The sequence below is a fragment of the Pseudomonas sp. W22_MBD1_FP4 genome (genome assembly GCF_052113765.1).
Taxonomy (GTDB): Bacteria; Pseudomonadota; Gammaproteobacteria; order Pseudomonadales; family Pseudomonadaceae; genus Aquipseudomonas; species Aquipseudomonas sivasensis.
In genome coordinates this window covers 87,827-102,521 of sequence record NZ_JBGQOI010000003.1, presented here as the reverse complement: position 1 = coordinate 102,521, position 14,695 = coordinate 87,827, and the positions used below count along the sequence as shown (strand labels likewise).

12 protein-coding genes and 1 pseudogene are annotated in these 14,695 nt (G+C 60.7%); 10 read left to right on the top strand and 3 right to left on the bottom strand.

The genetic code is table 11. From position 1 onward, the window contains the following. The first annotated feature begins 31 nt into the window (after window positions 1–31). Window positions 32–1,834, top strand: coding sequence for an acyl-CoA dehydrogenase (locus tag ACEN2T_RS05650; protein ID WP_099602030.1), 1,803 nt, complete (start codon window positions 32–34; stop codon window positions 1,832–1,834). Here the strand turns inward: ACEN2T_RS05650 and ACEN2T_RS05645 are convergent. Both ACEN2T_RS05645 and ACEN2T_RS05640 read right to left on the bottom strand, forming a co-directional pair. Continuing rightward, window positions 1,831–2,121 (bottom strand): cell division protein ZapA, encoded by a 291-nt coding sequence (locus tag ACEN2T_RS05645; RefSeq protein ID WP_032890345.1) that lies wholly within the window; start codon window positions 2,119–2,121, stop codon window positions 1,831–1,833. The genes ACEN2T_RS05650 and ACEN2T_RS05645 overlap by 4 nt on opposite strands. Beyond that, window positions 2,118–2,348 carry a hypothetical protein gene (locus ACEN2T_RS05640; protein WP_032890343.1) on the bottom strand — a complete coding sequence of 77 codons (231 nt, stop codon included), beginning with the start codon at window positions 2,346–2,348 and terminating at the stop codon, window positions 2,118–2,120. Before ACEN2T_RS05640 ends, ACEN2T_RS05645 begins: the two co-directional genes overlap by 4 nt. 278 nt (window positions 2,349–2,626) lie before the next feature. Between ACEN2T_RS05640 and ACEN2T_RS05635 the strand changes: the two are divergent. From ACEN2T_RS05635 to trxC, 6 genes and pseudogenes are all read left to right on the top strand, one after another. After that, a pseudogene (locus tag ACEN2T_RS05635) lies at window positions 2,627–3,349 on the top strand (MCP four helix bundle domain-containing protein); the annotation flags it as partial. Window positions 3,350–3,379: 30 nt separating this feature from the next. After that, entirely contained in the window at window positions 3,380–4,252 is an 873-nt protein-coding gene (locus ACEN2T_RS05630; RefSeq protein WP_371850830.1) for a methyl-accepting chemotaxis protein, read from the top strand. A 233-nt stretch (window positions 4,253–4,485) separates the two neighbouring features. Further along, window positions 4,486–6,228: a potassium/proton antiporter gene (locus ACEN2T_RS05625; RefSeq protein ID WP_032890339.1), complete on the top strand. Its 1,743-nt coding sequence runs from the start codon at window positions 4,486–4,488 to the stop codon at window positions 6,226–6,228. 52 nt (window positions 6,229–6,280) lie between these two features. Beyond that, window positions 6,281–9,664: a mechanosensitive channel MscK gene (gene mscK, locus ACEN2T_RS05620; protein ID WP_122682109.1), complete on the top strand. Its 3,384-nt coding sequence runs from the start codon at window positions 6,281–6,283 to the stop codon at window positions 9,662–9,664. 48 nt (window positions 9,665–9,712) lie between these two features. Next, complete coding sequence (selO, locus tag ACEN2T_RS05615; RefSeq protein ID WP_442116429.1) at window positions 9,713–11,176, top strand: protein adenylyltransferase SelO; 1,464 nt, start codon at window positions 9,713–9,715, stop codon at window positions 11,174–11,176. A gap of 102 nt (window positions 11,177–11,278) precedes the next feature. Beyond that, window positions 11,279–11,713 (top strand): thioredoxin TrxC, encoded by a 435-nt coding sequence (gene trxC, locus ACEN2T_RS05610; protein ID WP_442116428.1) that lies wholly within the window; start codon window positions 11,279–11,281, stop codon window positions 11,711–11,713. 117 nt (window positions 11,714–11,830) lie between these two features. On the opposite strand, the gene ACEN2T_RS05605 is transcribed toward trxC, so the two are convergent. After that, complete coding sequence (locus ACEN2T_RS05605) at window positions 11,831–12,601, bottom strand: ParA family protein (protein ID WP_032890333.1); 771 nt, start codon at window positions 12,599–12,601, stop codon at window positions 11,831–11,833. Between the two features lie 337 nt (window positions 12,602–12,938). On the opposite strand from ACEN2T_RS05605, the gene ACEN2T_RS05600 reads away from it, so the two are divergent. Genes ACEN2T_RS05600 through ACEN2T_RS05590 form a run of 3 tightly spaced genes read left to right on the top strand, consistent with a single transcriptional unit; the run spans window position 12,939 to window position 14,693 of the window. Then, on the top strand, window positions 12,939–13,658 hold the full coding sequence (locus ACEN2T_RS05600; protein WP_032890331.1) for a beta-ketoacyl synthase chain length factor: 720 nt from the start codon (window positions 12,939–12,941) through the stop codon (window positions 13,656–13,658). Beyond that, on the top strand, window positions 13,634–14,446 hold the full coding sequence (locus ACEN2T_RS05595) for a lysophospholipid acyltransferase family protein (protein WP_032890329.1): 813 nt from the start codon (window positions 13,634–13,636) through the stop codon (window positions 14,444–14,446). Before ACEN2T_RS05600 ends, ACEN2T_RS05595 begins: the two co-directional genes overlap by 25 nt. After that, window positions 14,424–14,693, top strand: a complete 270-nt coding sequence (locus ACEN2T_RS05590) for a phosphopantetheine-binding protein (protein WP_010563239.1) — start codon at window positions 14,424–14,426, stop codon at window positions 14,691–14,693. Before ACEN2T_RS05595 ends, ACEN2T_RS05590 begins: the two co-directional genes overlap by 23 nt. The last annotated feature ends 2 nt before the right edge of the window (window positions 14,694–14,695 follow it).

Sequence of the window (14,695 nt, the reverse complement as noted above, 5' to 3'; positions counted from 1 at the left end):
CTCAGGCCAATTCCTCCAAAGGTAAGCCGCCATGTCCGAGATGCTGCTCAGTTCCCGCAATCTGGCTTTCGAGCTGTACGAAGTCCTCGATGCCGAGGGCCTGACCCAGCGCGAGCGGTTTGCCGAGCACAATCGCGAAACCTTCGATGCGGCCATCAGCACCGCGCGCTCCATCGCCGAAAAATATTTCGCGCCGCATAACCGCAAAAACGACGAGAACGAACCGCGCTACGAAGACGGCAAGGCGATCCTGATTCCGGAAGTCAAACCGGCCGTGGATGCGTTCCTGGAAGCCGGTTTCCTCAATGCCGCCCGCAGTTTCGAAGCCGGTGGCATGCAGTTGCCGACCTTGCTGTCCCAGGCCTGCTTTGCGCACTTCCAGTCCGCCAACGCGGCATCCACTTCCTACCCATTCCTGACCATGGGCGCGGCCAACCTGATCGAAAGCTTCGGCACCGAGGAGCAAAAACAGCGCTTCCTGCAACCGATGATCGACGGGCGTTTCTTCGGCACCATGGCCCTGACAGAACCCCACGCGGGCTCATCGCTGTCGGATATTCGTACCCGCGCCGAACCTGCGGCTGACGGCAGCTATCGACTCAAGGGCAACAAGATCTTTATCTCCGGAGGCGACCACCCGCTGTCGGAAAACATCGTGCATATGGTGCTGGCCAAGCTGCCGGATGCGCCGGCCGGGGTGAAGGGCATTTCGCTGTTCATCGTGCCCAAATTCCTGGTTAACGATGACGGCAGTCTCGGTGCACGCAACGACGTGCTGTTGGCCGGGCTGTTTCACAAGATGGGCTGGCGCGGCACCACGTCGACCGCGCTTAACTTCGGCGATAACGGCAACTGCGTCGGCTATCTGGTGGGTAAACCACACCAGGGCTTGAGCTGTATGTTTCAGATGATGAACGAGGCACGCATCGGCGTCGGCATGGGCGCGGTCATGCTCGGTTACGCCGGCTACCTGTATTCCCTGGAATACGCTCGCGAACGCCCGCAAGGTCGTCTGCCCGACAGCAAAGACCCAAGCACCGCGCCGGTCTCGATCATCCAGCACGCGGATATCAAGCGCATGCTGCTGACCCAAAAAGCTTACGTAGAAGGCGCGTTCGACCTGGGCCTGTACGCCGCGCGCCTGTTCGATGACACCACGACGCTGGAAACCGAGAGCGAACGCAAACAGGCCCACGAACTGCTGGACCTGCTCACGCCCATCGTAAAATCCTGGCCGTCGGAGTTTTGCCTCAAGGCCAACGAACTGGCGATCCAGATCCTCGGCGGCCACGGCTACACCCGTGAATACCCGGTGGAGCAGTACTACCGCGACAACCGCCTGAACCCGATCCATGAAGGCACCCATGGCATCCAGTCTCTGGATTTGCTAGGCCGCAAGCTGGCACAGAACGGCGGCGCGGGGCTCAAGCAACTGATCCGCCTGATCGCCGACACGGGCTCGCGGGCGCAGGAATATCCAGGCCTGACGGCATTAAGAGAGCCGCTGGAACACCTGGTCACCCGCCTGCAAAGCGTGACCATCGGCCTGCTGACGGATCTCGCCCACGGCAAGGTCAACAGCAGCCTGGCGAACTCGGCGCTGTACCTGAAGGTATTCGGGCATACGGTAATTGGCTGGCGCTGGCTGGAACAGGCGATTCGCGCCGAAGAAGGGCTGGCCAAGGGCAATGCGGCGGATGCTGCCTTCTATAAAGGCAAGCTCCAGGCCGCCCGTTACTTCCTGACCTGGGAAGTACCGGGCTGCCATCATGAACTGGCGATTCTGGAGGCGCGGGATGATACGTGCCTGGGGATGCAGGATGCGTGGTTCTAAGGCTGGATCGCCTTGGAAATCACCTCGACCGTGGCGCTGACTTGCTCTTGGTAACGGTCGAGTTCCTGCTGATGAGCCTGCTGCAGTTCAATCTGCTCGGCGCACAGGTTCAGCGCCGCCAGCACCAGTAATTTGTCACCGATCAGGGTCGGGTACTTTTTCTTGGTGGTGGCCAGGGAGGCCTTGAGCATGGTCACGGCGTGCATCAGGGTCTTGTCTTCCCCGGCTGGCGCCTTGATCGAGTAATCCTCTCCGAGAATCGAAACGACCTTTATCCCTTCATTCATGCGCCGACAGGCCCTGCGCTCACACGCTCAACCAACGCCTGGATGCGGGCAGCGGTGGCGCCGTGTTTTTCTTCCTGCTCCATCAAGCTCAGTTGCAGGCTGTCGTTCTCATCCTTGGCGTTAGCCAGTTCGGCCTTGAGGGATTCGTTGCTGCTCAGCAGGTCTTGATTCTGCTGTACGAGGTCGTTGACCAGTTGTTCCAATTGGCTGAGGGATGCTTCTAACATTTTGATTTCTCGGGCTTTTTCAAAGGGCGGTGACGATAAAGAAAATTCACCTCGGATGCCAGGGTTATCCCCGGCGCGCAGCCCGATTTTTAGGGGCCGGGCCGCACTTTCGAGCCTTAGTGACTGCATTTACCCGATCTGGTTCCTGAATCGGCCAAACCCCTCGTCAGATGCGACAAAAACGCACACGCCCCTTTAGACTTTAGTCGTACGACCGATAGAGATGCACACCCCGTCTCACCCCTCGCACGGATCGCGCTTCTCCCCAGGATTCCCGCATGTCGCTTCGTAATATGAATATCGCTCCGAGGGCCTTCCTCGGTTTTGCGTTGATTGGTGCACTCATGCTGTTTCTCGGTGTATTCGCCCTCAACCAGATGAGCAAAATCCGTGCTGCCACCGAAGACATCACCTTGTCCAGCGTGCCAAGCATTCGTGCCCTTGATGAATTCACCCAACTGACCTTGCGCCTGCGAGTGCTGTCGTACCGCTTGCTGACCAACCGCGAGCCGGACGTGCAGCAAAAGACCCTGGAAGCCTTCGAACTGCGTAACCAGCAGATCCGCACAGCCCAGGGCATTTACGAAAAACTGATTGAAGGCAGCGAAGAGCGCGCCACCTACAACGAGTACGTGCGCTTGCTTGGCCAGTACCATCAAATTGAAGAACGCATGAAGAGCCTGTCACGGGCCAACCAGGTGGACGAGCTGCGCAGCCTGCTCAACACCGAATTGCTGAGCAACTCCGAGCAGGTCAACGCCGTGCTGACGCGCCTGCTGGACCTCAATAACAAGATGGCCCTGGCCACAAATCAGGAGGCCGAAGACCAATACAACTTGGCGTTCAATCTGGTCGTGGGCCTGCTGGTGATCGCCACGGCGCTGACGATGTTGTTCGCCTGGCTGCTGACCCGCAGCATCACCCTGCCGATTTCCCAAGCGCTAGAAGCGGCGGAAGAAGTCGCCGAAGGCAACCTGACCCGGCCGATCAAGGTCGACGGCAACGACGAAGCCGGACGCTTGCTGGCCGCCATGGCCAAGATGCAGGACAAGCTGCGCGACACCCTGCAACGCATCGCCGGTTCTGCCACCCAGTTGGCTTCCGCCGCCGAAGAGCTGAATGCCGTCACCGACGAAAGCGCCCGTGGCCTGACCCAACAGAACAACGAGATCGAGCAAGCCGCCACCGCCGTCAATGAGATGACCAGCGCCGTCGAAGAAGTCGCGCGCAATGCGGTGAGCACCTCCGAGGCCTCGCGCAACGCCACCACCTCAGCCGGTGACGGCCGTGACTTGGTGCAGGAAACCGTCAGCGCCATCGAGCGCATGAGCGGCGATGTGCAAGCGACCGCCACGCTGATTGGCGAACTGGCCAATGAGTCGCGCGATATTGGCAAAGTACTGGACGTGATTCGAGGACTGGCTGACCAGACCAATCTGCTGGCCCTGAACGCGGCGATTGAAGCCGCGCGTGCCGGCGAAGCCGGGCGTGGTTTCGCGGTGGTTGCCGATGAAGTACGGGCGTTGGCCCATCGCACCCAGCAGTCCACCAGCGAGATCGAGCGGATGATCGGCAGTATCCAGGCCGGCACCGAGCACGCGGTGGATTCGATGCGCAACAGCACCGAGCGCGCTGAGTCGACGCTGAACATCGCCAAAGGTGCCGGGATGTCGCTGGACACCATCAACACGGCGATTGTCGAGATCAACGAGCGCAACCTGGTGATCGCCAGCGCGGCGGAAGAGCAGGCGCAGGTGGCGCGGGAAGTGGACCGCAACCTGGTGAACATTCGTGACCTGTCGGTGCAGTCGGCGACCGGCGCCAGCCAGACCAGTGCGGCCAGCAGTGAGCTGTCGCGCCTGGCGGTGGATTTGAATGGGATGGTCGGCCGCTTTCGCCTCTAACTGCCTGCACTGGCTTGAAATGTGGGAGGGGGCTTGCCCCCGATAGCGGTGGGTCAGTTACAGATAAGCTGACTGACATACCGCCATCGGGGGCAAGCCCCCTCCCACATTCAGATCTGCGCCCGGCGTTAAAAGCTTTTTGACAGCACAGCAATTCAACAGGTTAGAATCCCTGGCACGCAGACTGCATGGTCAGTTTGCGTCCCGTCTTATTTGCTCATGGAGTACTGCCTTTGAATGCGACGACCATCAACAGCCTGTTCTTGATCGGCGCGTTGCTGGTGAGTGCGAGCATTCTGGTGAGTTCTCTTTCGTCGCGCCTGGGCATCCCGATCCTGGTGATCATCCTGGCCGTGGGCATGGTCGCCGGCGTCGATGGCGGCGGCATCATTTTCGATAACTACCCAACCGCCTACCTGGTGGGCAACCTCGCACTGGCCGTAATCCTGCTTGACGGCGGGTTGCGCACGCGGGTGGCGAGTTTCCGAGTGGCGCTTTGGCCAGCACTGTCCCTGGCCACGGTGGGGGTGTTGATTACCACCGGCCTCACGGGCATGGCGGCGGCCTGGTTGTTTGACCTCAATATTATTCAAGGCTTGCTGATTGGCGCGATTGTCGGCTCCACAGACGCTGCGGCGGTGTTCTCGCTGCTCGGCGGCAAGGGCCTGAACGAACGGGTCACCGCCACTCTGGAAATCGAATCCGGCAGCAACGATCCAATGGCGGTGTTCCTCACCGTCACCCTGATTGACATGCTCGCCAGCGGTCAGACTGGCCTGCACTGGAGCCTGCTGACTCATCTGGTACGCGAATTCGGTATCGGCGGCATCGTCGGCCTGGGCGGCGGTTGGCTGATGCTGCAGATGGTCAACCGTATCAATCTGGCGACCGGCCTTTATCCGATCCTGGTGATCGCCGGCGGCCTGTTCGTCTTCGCCCTGACCAACGCCTTGCACGGCAGCGGCTTCCTTGCCGTGTACCTGTGCGGCCTGGTAATCGGCAACCGCCCGGTGCGCAGTCGGCATGGCATTTTGCACATGCTCGACGGCATGGCCTGGCTCGCACAAATCGGCATGTTCCTGGTGCTTGGCCTGCTGGTCACGCCCCATGATTTGCTGCCAATCGCTCTGCCGGCCCTGGGCCTGGCGCTGTGGATGATCCTGTTTGCGCGTCCCCTGTCGGTGATCGTCGGCCTGCTGCCGTTCAAAGCGTTCCACGGTCGCGAAAAAGGCTTTATCGCCTGGGTCGGTCTGCGCGGCGCAGTCCCGATCATTCTCGCGGTATTCCCGCTGATGGCCGGACTGCCCCACGCACAGCTGTACTTCAACCTGGCGTTCTTTATCGTGCTGGTCTCGCTGCTGGTGCAGGGCACGAGCCTGCCGTGGGTGGCCAAGTTGCTGAAAGTGACCGTACCGCCGGACCCCGCGCCGATCTCTCGCGCCGCCCTGGAAGTACACGTCACCAGCGAGTGGGAGCTTTTCGTCTACCGCCTGGGCGCCGAAAAATGGTGCATCGGGGCAGCGCTGCGCGAACTGAAAATGCCTGAAGGCACGCGGATTGCTGCGCTGTTCCGGGGCCAGCAACTGCTCCATCCGTCGGGTAGTACGGTGCTGGAAGTCGACGATCTGCTCTGTGTGATCGGCCATGAACACAACCTGCCAGCCCTCGGCAAACTGTTCAGCCAGGCACCACAACGCGGCCTCGATCTGCGCTTCTTCGGCGACTTCGTGCTGGAAGGCGACGCCCAACTGGGCGCGGTTTCGGCCCTTTACGGCCTGAAGCTGGAAGGTATCGACCCGGACATGCCACTGAGCAGCTTCATCAACCAGAAAGTCGGCGGCGCCCCTATCGTCGGCGACCAGGTGGAGTGGAACAACACCATCTGGACCGTCGCGGTCATGGACGGGAACAAGATCGGCAAAGTGGGCGTCAGATTCCCCGAAGGAAGTCGCCCGGGCCCCGGACTCTTCCTCTAAACTGCGGAGCGACAGCACGCTCCCGATTCTTCACCTTGCAAGACCGGTCTCTATGCCAACCCTGCGCACTTTTCTCGCCACTGCCCTGCTGGGCCTGACCCTTTGTGTCGGCAGCGTCTACGCCGCCGAGCCGCCCAGCGCCGACGCCATTCAGCAAACCCTGGACAAGCTGCCTGATCGCAAACTGCCCGACGCCGACATGAAGGCGCTGCAGTCGATCCTGCAACAGACCCTGACCTACCTGGGCAACCAGCAGGATTATGAGCAGCGCCTCACTGACCTCAAGCGCCAGCTGGAAGACGCGCCGCGCCAGACCAGCGAAAACCAGCGCGAGCTGACCCGGCTCAAGGCCACCAAAATCATCCCGGTGGCCCAACGCTATGCCACGCTGCCCGTGCCACAGCTTGAGCAATTGCTGGTGCAACGCACCACCCAGCAAGGCGACCTGCAAAAAGACCTGGCCGAAGCCAACAGCCTGACCATCGCTGCCCAAACACGCCCCGAACGCGCGCAGACCGAAATCAGCAGCAGCCAGACGCGCATCCAGCAGATCAACGCGACCCTCAAGGCCGGTAAAGACAATGGCAAAGCCCTCAGCGGCGACCAGCGCAACCAACTGAATGCCGAACTCGCTGCGCTCAATGCCCTGATCCCCCTGCGCCGCCAGGAACTGGCCGGCAACAGCCAACTGCAAGACCTGGGCAACAGCCAGCACGACCTCGTGGTGGAAAAGACCGCTCGCCTGGAACAAGAAATCCAGGACCTGCAAACCCTGATCAACCAGAAACGCCTGGCCCAGTCCCAACAGACCGTCACCCAGCAGTCCATCGAAGCGCAAAAGGCCGGTGGCAGCAGCCTGTTGGCCACCGAAAGCGCGGCCAACCTGAAGCTGTCCGACTACCTGCTCAAAAGCACCGACCGCCTCAATGACCTGACCCAGAAGAACCTGCAGACCAAGCAGCAACTGGACACCGTGACCCAGAGCGACTCGGCCCTGGACGAGCAGATCAACGTGCTCAAGGGCAGCCTGCTGCTGTCGAAGATTCTGTATAAGCAAAAACAAGCGCTGCCACGCCTGACGGTGGACCGCGACCTGGCGGACGACATCGCCAACATTCGCCTGTACCAGTTTGAGGTCAACCAACAGCGTGAGCTGATCAGTTCCCCCAGCACCTATGTGGACAATCTGCTGGCTAACCAGCCACCGGATGACATCACCCCGCAACTGCGCCGAACCCTGCTGGAACTGGCGATTACCCGCAGCGACCTGCTGGAGCGCCTGAGTCGTGAGTTGAGCGCGCTGCTCAATGAGTCCATCACCCTGCAACTGAACCAGAAACAACTGCTCAGCACCGCCACCACCCTGCGCGCGACGCTGGATGAACAGATGTTCTGGATCCCCAGTAACAAGCCGCTGGACACCGAGTGGCTGGAAACCGTACCGGCGCACTTGAGCAAGCAAGTCACCACCCTGCCCTGGGCCTCCAGCGTCAGTGAGTTGTACGACGGCCTGACCCAGCGCCCGCTGCTGTTCCTGCCATTGCTGCTATTGATTGGCGCACTGCTGTGGCGACGCAAGGCCCTGTACCAACGCCTGAACAAGGTCCATCTGGACATCGGGCACTTCAAGCGCGACAGCCAGTGGCACACGCCGCAAGCCATCTTGATCAATATCCTGCTGGCCATGCCCGTATCGCTGGGACTGGCGCTGTGCGGCTACGCGCTGCAGATCGACGCCCGTGGGCAAAACGCCAACCTGGGTTCAGCCCTGCTGCAACTGGCCCAGGCGTGGCTGGTGTTCTACACCGCCTACCGCATCCTGGCGCCGGGTGGCGTGGCGGAACTGCACTTCCGCTGGGAAAAACCCCAGGTCGAATTCCTCCAGGGTTGGGTGCGCAAACTCGGGCTGGTGGTATTGGCTCTGGTGGCCGTGGTGGCGATTGCCGAGCATCAACCGGCGGCACTGGCCGACGACGTGCTGGGCATCGCCGTGGTCCTGACCTGCTACGCCCTGATGGCCTGGCTGCTCGGGCGCCTGCTGCTGCACAGCCCGACCCACGAAAAAGCCTCGCTGTTCCGCAAGTCCGTGGGCCTGGTATTCACCGCGCTGCCGATCGCCCTGTTTATTGCCGTGTGCTTTGGCTACTACTACACCGCCCTCAAGCTCAGCGACCGACTGATCAACACCTTGTACCTGTTGATGTTTTGGCTGGTCATCGAAGCCACCTTCGTCCGCGGCCTAGGCGTTGCCGCCCGGCGCCTGGCTTATTCCCGCGCCTTGGCCAAACGCCAGGCCGCCAAGGAAGCAGGTGACGGCGAAGCGGTAATCGAAGAGCCGACCCTGGACATCGAGCAGGTCAACGAACAGTCCATGCGCCTGATTCGCCTGGCCCTGCTGGGCGGCTTTATCGCCGCGTTGTACTGGGTGTGGTCGGACCTGATCTCGGTGTTTTCGTACCTGGATAACGTCACGCTGTACGAATACACCAGCGGCACCGGTGCCAATATCAGCATGGTGCCCATCAGCATCGGCGACTTGCTCGGCGCGCTAATCATCATCGGTATCACCTTCGCCCTGGCGCGCAACCTGCCCGGTCTGCTGGAGGTGTTGGTGCTGTCCAAACTGGATCTGGCCCAGGGCAGCGCCTACGCCACCACCACGCTGCTGTCCTATGTGATTGCCGGCGTCGGCTTCGTGTCCACCCTGTCTACCCTCGGCGTGAGCTGGGACAAGCTGCAGTGGCTGGTCGCCGCGCTGTCGGTGGGCTTGGGCTTCGGCATGCAGGAGATCTTCGCCAACTTTATCTCCGGCATCATGATCCTGTTCGAACGCCCGGTGCGTATCGGCGACACCATCACCATCGGCAACCTGTCGGGCACAGTGAGCAAGATTCGCATCCGCGCCACCACCATCACCGACTTCGACCGCAAGGACATCATTGTCCCGAACAAGACGTTCATTACCGGGCAACTGATTAACTGGTCGCTGACCGACACCATCACCCGCGTCACTCTGAAACTGGGCGTGGACTACGGCTCCGATCTGGACCTGGTGAAGGAATTGCTGCTCAAGGCCGCGAGGGAAAATCCACGGGTGCTGAAGGAACCGGAACCTCACGTGTACTTCCTCAACTTCGGCGAAAGCACCCTCGACCACGAGCTGCGTATGCACGTGCGCGACCTGGGTGACCGCAACCCGGTACTCGACGAGGTCAACCGCTACATCAACCGTGAGTTCAAGAAGCAGCACATCAACATCTCGTTCCGGCAGATGGAGGTGTACCTCAAGAACATGCATGGCCAGGAGTACAAACTGGTGCCGGTCGAGGATGATCGCAAGACCATCGCCGGGCCCGCCAACGAACAGGACGCCCCCGAGCCGCCACCCGGCAAAGTCGACGATGCGCCGGAACCGCCGCCCAGCAAACTCGACTAAAGCGTCTATCCCCAGCAGAATGCTCGGACATTCTGCTGGAGATGGCCGGTGAAAGCCCTCGACGAACTGACCTTCGACAACCGCTTCGCACGCCTGGGCGACGCGTTCTCAACCCACGTTTTGCCCGAACCCCTCGACGAGCCTCGCCTTGTCGTGGCGAGCAACGCCGCCATGGCCCTGCTCGACCTCGACCCGGCGGTGGCCGAAACGCCGGTATTCGCCGAACTGTTCAGCGGCCACAAGCTGTGGGCCGAAGCAGAACCGCGCGCGATGATCTATTCCGGGCACCAGTTCGGCGGCTATACCCCTCAGCTGGGCGACGGCCGTGGGTTGTTGCTGGGCGAGGTGTACAACGAGGCCGGCGAACATTGGGACCTGCACCTCAAGGGTGCCGGGATGACGCCTTACTCGCGGATGGGCGATGGCCGCGCGGTCTTACGCTCCTCGATTCGTGAATTCCTCGCCAGCGAAGCCCTCCACGCGTTGGGCATTCCCAGCAGCCGCGCGCTGTGTGTAATCGGCTCCGGCACGCCGGTATGGCGGGAAAAACAGGAGCGGGGTGCCATGGTGTTGCGCCTCGCGCCCAGCCATATCCGCTTTGGGCATTTCGAATACTTCTACTACACCAAGAAGCCCGAGCAGCAAGCCGAACTGGCCGAGCATGTGCTGAACCTGCACTACCCCGAGTGCCGCGAACAGCCCGAACCGTACCTGGCGATGTTCCGTGAAATCGTCGAACGCAACGCCGAGATGATCGCCAAATGGCAGGCCTATGGCTTCTGCCATGGCGTGATGAACACCGACAACATGTCGATCCTGGGCATCACCTTCGACTTCGGGCCGTTCGCGTTTCTTGATGACTTTGACGCGCACTTCATCTGCAACCATTCGGACCATGAAGGGCGCTACTCCTTCAGCAATCAGGTGCCGATTGGACAGTGGAACCTCAGTGCGCTGGCCCAGGCGCTCACGCCGTTTATCAGCGTCGATGCCTTGAAGGAGGCCCTCGGCCTGTACCTGCCGCTGTACCAGGCGCACTACCTGGACCTGATGCGTCGCCGACTCGGGCTCACCACCGCCGAAGACGACGACCAGCAAATGGTGGAGCGCCTGCTGAAACTGATGCAGAACAGCGGTGTGGATTACACACTGTTCTTCCGTCGTCTCGGGGATGAGTCAGCGGCGCTGGCCGTAGCGCGGTTGCGCGATGATTTTGTCGACATGGCCGGGTTCGATGTCTGGGCCGAGCAGTACAAGGGACGTGTCGCACGGGACGCAGACTCCAGCGAGGAGCAGCGCCGCGAGCGGATGCACGCCGTGAATCCGCTGTACATCCTGCGCAACTACCTCGCCCAGAACGCCATCACCGCAGCCGAGTCGGGCGACTACAGCGAAGTTCGGCGATTGCATGAGGTGCTTTCCAGGCCGTTCGAGGAGCAAGCGGGGATGGAGCAGTACGCGCAGCGGCCGCCGGATTGGGGAAAGCATTTGGAGATCAGTTGTTCGTCGTAACCCCGAGAGCAATGAGCGCCCTTTCTACAATCATGTGTTTCGCTTGATAACTATCATTGCTGGCTCCAAATAGAGCCTATTGGCCATTTCCAGGAGCCCTCAATGTCCGAACCTCTCGTCATACCCTGCCCTCATTGCAACGGCCTCAACCGCATCCCCGGCGAACGCCTGGCAGATGCGCCCAAATGCGGGAGTTGCAAACAGCCCGTTTTGTTGAATAAGCCTTTTGAGCTGAAACAAGGCGACTACGCCAGCCAGATCAAAGGCGACCTGCCGCTTCTGGTGGACGTTTGGGCCGACTGGTGCGGACCGTGTAAGTCGTTCGCACCAGTGTTTGAACAGGCTGCCGGGCAGTTGGAGGGCAAGTGCCGGTTGGCCAAGCTGGACAGCGAGGCCAATCAACAGTTGTCGGCGCAGTTGGGGATTCGGTCGATTCCGAGCCTGATTCTGTTCAAGAATGGTCGCGAAGTGGCGCGTCAGAGTGGAGCGTTTCCGTTGCCGCAGTTGATGAGTTGGTTGCGTAGCCAGGGGGTGTAACCGAACCTCAAGGACAATGCTGGACAGTGTGGGAGGGGGCTTGCTCCCGATGCGGTGGGTCAGCTCCAGATGAGCTAGCTGGCATACCGCTATCGAGGGCAGGCCCCCTCCCACAGGTCAGGCGTTTTCCAGCAAGTTATGCAATTCCACGAACTGTTGGGTCAGCTTGTGCCGTGGATCGAGGTGGATCAGCGGCTTGTTCTCCTGATGGGACTCGCGCATGCGCACCGAACTGGCCAGGTACACCGGAAGCACTGGCAACCCTTCGTTGATCAACTCCTCCAGCATCTGCTGCGGCAGACTCGCTCGGGCTTGGAACTGGTTGACCACGATACCTTCGACTTCGAGGCCTTCGTTGTGGTCTTCCTTCAATTCTTCGATTTCGGCCAGCAGGCCATACAGGGCCTGACGCGAGAAGCTGTCGCAATCGAAGGGGATCAGCACACGATCAGCAGCAATCAGCGCCGAAACCGCATAAAAGTTCAGGGCTGGCGGTGTATCCAGGTAAATCCGGTCGTAATCTTCGCTCAGCTCATCCAGCAGCTTTCGCAGCTTGTTGATCTTGTGCTTGGCTTCAAGCTTGGGCTGCAAGTCCGCGAGTTCGGCCGTCGCGGTGATGACGTGCAGGTTATCGAAGGGCGTTTCGTAGATATCGACCTTGTTCTTCTTCGAAAACGGCCCGGAAGACAGGGTTTGCTTGAAAAAATCCGCGATCCCCATGGGAATGTCGTCGCCGGTCAGCCCGGTGAGGTACTGGGTTGAGTTGGCTTGTGCATCGAGGTCCACCAACAGGGTTCGATAGCCTTCGCTGGCACTGACCGCCGCCAGGTTGCAGGCGATGCTGGACTTGCCAACGCCGCCTTTCTGATTGAACACCACACGCCGCATGGAAAAACCTCCGTGTATCAATGAATGTCCGAGTGTAGAGGGCAAAAGCGCCTGTTAGCTACCTCGTTCATCCATCCATTGCCGCACTCTAGACAGGTCGTCGCACCTCACACACAAAAGAATAGGAACGGTCCGACAATCCAACTCAGCCATCGATAAAGGACAATCTGTAAATCCTTACCAACAAATTGTATTCAGCCGTGAACAAATCTTTACCAAAGTTTGCTAGAACCCCGCGGCACCGGGATAATGCGCGCCATTCGGCTATTGCTCCCTGTCCCGGTATTCGGGGCCAAAAGCCGCACATGGAAGCCCGCAGGGGCGGGATAACTTCTCAGTGATCAACTTCAACATTGCCCAATGGCGTGCCTGGGCCCCAGGGCTGGAAAGTGCGGACGAATGGCGCGCATGGTGCCAGGCGCCGGTGCTGCTGCCCGCCAGCGATGCCTCGCCCGACGTATCCTTCTTGCCCGCCATGCAGCGCCGCCGCCTGAGCCGGCTGGCGCGCATGGCCTTCAGCGTGGGCTGGCCCCTTGCAGAAGGCCTGCAAGACCTTCCGCTGGTGTTTATTTCCCGGCACGGCGAAACCCCACGCACTCTAGACATCCTCAGCGACCTGGCCAACGAGCAGCCGCTGTCCCCGACCCAGTTCAGCCTGTCTGTGCATAACGCAGTGATTGGCCTCTGGTCGATTCTGCGTAATGAAACCAGTGAAATGACCGCCCTCGCCGCCGCCGGCGATGGCCTGGAGCACGGCATGCTCGAAGCCGCCGCGCTGCTCAATGAAGGCGCCCCGGCGGTATTGCTGGTGATCACCGAAGAACAGCCGCCCGAGGCCTACGCCAGCTGGATCGTTGACGTGCCCTTCCCCTACGCCCTCGGCCTGTTGCTCACACCAGGCGACGAGTGGCAACTGGAACTCACACCCGGCACTGTCCAAGCCAATCAAACCCAGTGGCCCCACGCCCTGAACCTGCTGCGCACCCTGCTCACCGAACAGGGCGCCTGCCAACATGCCTGGAAGAACCGTGTATGGAACTGGCAACGCAAGCTCTGACTGACAAGCCACGGGACGCCTACTACTGGCGCCTGTTTGCCACCGCCGCCAGCTTCTTCCTGTTTGGTGTCGGCGGGCTGTGCCTGCGTTTGCTGGTGTTTCCGGTGCTCAGTTGCCTGCCGGGCAGTGCCGACAAGCACCAGCGCCGTGCCCGTCACACCATCAGCAAGCTGTTCTGGTTCTTTATCCGCATGATGCATCGCGCTGGCGTGCTGACCTACAGCGTCGAAGGCGCCGAGAAACTCGGCCGCCCCGGCCAGATGATCGTTGCCAACCACCCGTCGCTGATCGATGTGGTGTTTCTGATCGGCCTGATGCGCCAGACCAACTGCGTGGTCAAGCAAAGCCTGTGGCAGAACCCGTTCACCCGGGGGCCGATACGCGATGCGGGCTATATCAGCAATGACGGCAGCGCGGAGATGCTCGATGCCGCCGCCGACGCCCTGCGCGAAGGCCAGACGCTGATCATCTTTCCTGAAGGCACTCGTACCACACCCGGCGCGGCGCCCGCCTTTCATCGCGGCGCCGCCGCCATTGCGCTGCGGGGTGCGACAATCATCACCCCCGTGGTGATCAAGGTCAGCCCAACCACCTTGACCAAAGCCGAACCCTGGTATCGCATCCCGAAACGCCGCTTTCACTTCAGTTTGCGGGTGGGTGCCGATATAGAACCACAGGCGTTCGCAGCACTGGGGCCCGCGCCTCAGGCTTCACGCAAGCTCAACGATCACCTGCACCACTATTTCATTAAGGAGCTCGCCGAAGATGAGCGACCAACACCGCCTTGAGCACGACATAAAGACGCTGATCATCGAGGCCCTGGGTCTGGAAGACATCAGCGCCGACGACATCGGTAGCGACCAAACCCTGTTCGGCGAAGGCCTGGGCCTGGATTCGGTAGACGCCCTGGAATTGGGTCTGGCGATTCAAAAAAAATACGGCATCAAAATCGATGCCGACGCCAAGGACACCCGTAATCACTTCACCAACGTGGCGAGCCTTGCGGCGTTCGTTACGGCCAGACAGGCAGCTTGAGA

Coding starts and splice junctions, on each gene's coding strand:
- ACEN2T_RS05590 (WP_010563239.1), top strand. CDS start 14,424: ATGAGCGACCAACACCGCCTTGAGCACGACATAAAGACGCTGATCATC.
- ACEN2T_RS05630 (WP_371850830.1), top strand. CDS start 3,380: ATGGCCAAGATGCAGGACAAGCTGCGCGACACCCTGCAACGCATCGCC.
- ACEN2T_RS05605 (WP_032890333.1), bottom strand. CDS start 12,601: ATGCGGCGTGTGGTGTTCAATCAGAAAGGCGGCGTTGGCAAGTCCAGC.
- trxC (WP_442116428.1), top strand. CDS start 11,279: ATGTCCGAACCTCTCGTCATACCCTGCCCTCATTGCAACGGCCTCAAC.
- ACEN2T_RS05640 (WP_032890343.1), bottom strand. CDS start 2,348: ATGTTAGAAGCATCCCTCAGCCAATTGGAACAACTGGTCAACGACCTC.
- mscK (WP_122682109.1), top strand. CDS start 6,281: ATGCCAACCCTGCGCACTTTTCTCGCCACTGCCCTGCTGGGCCTGACC.
- ACEN2T_RS05650 (WP_099602030.1), top strand. CDS start 32: ATGTCCGAGATGCTGCTCAGTTCCCGCAATCTGGCTTTCGAGCTGTAC.
- ACEN2T_RS05645 (WP_032890345.1), bottom strand. CDS start 2,121: ATGAATGAAGGGATAAAGGTCGTTTCGATTCTCGGAGAGGATTACTCG.
- ACEN2T_RS05595 (WP_032890329.1), top strand. CDS start 13,634: ATGGAACTGGCAACGCAAGCTCTGACTGACAAGCCACGGGACGCCTAC.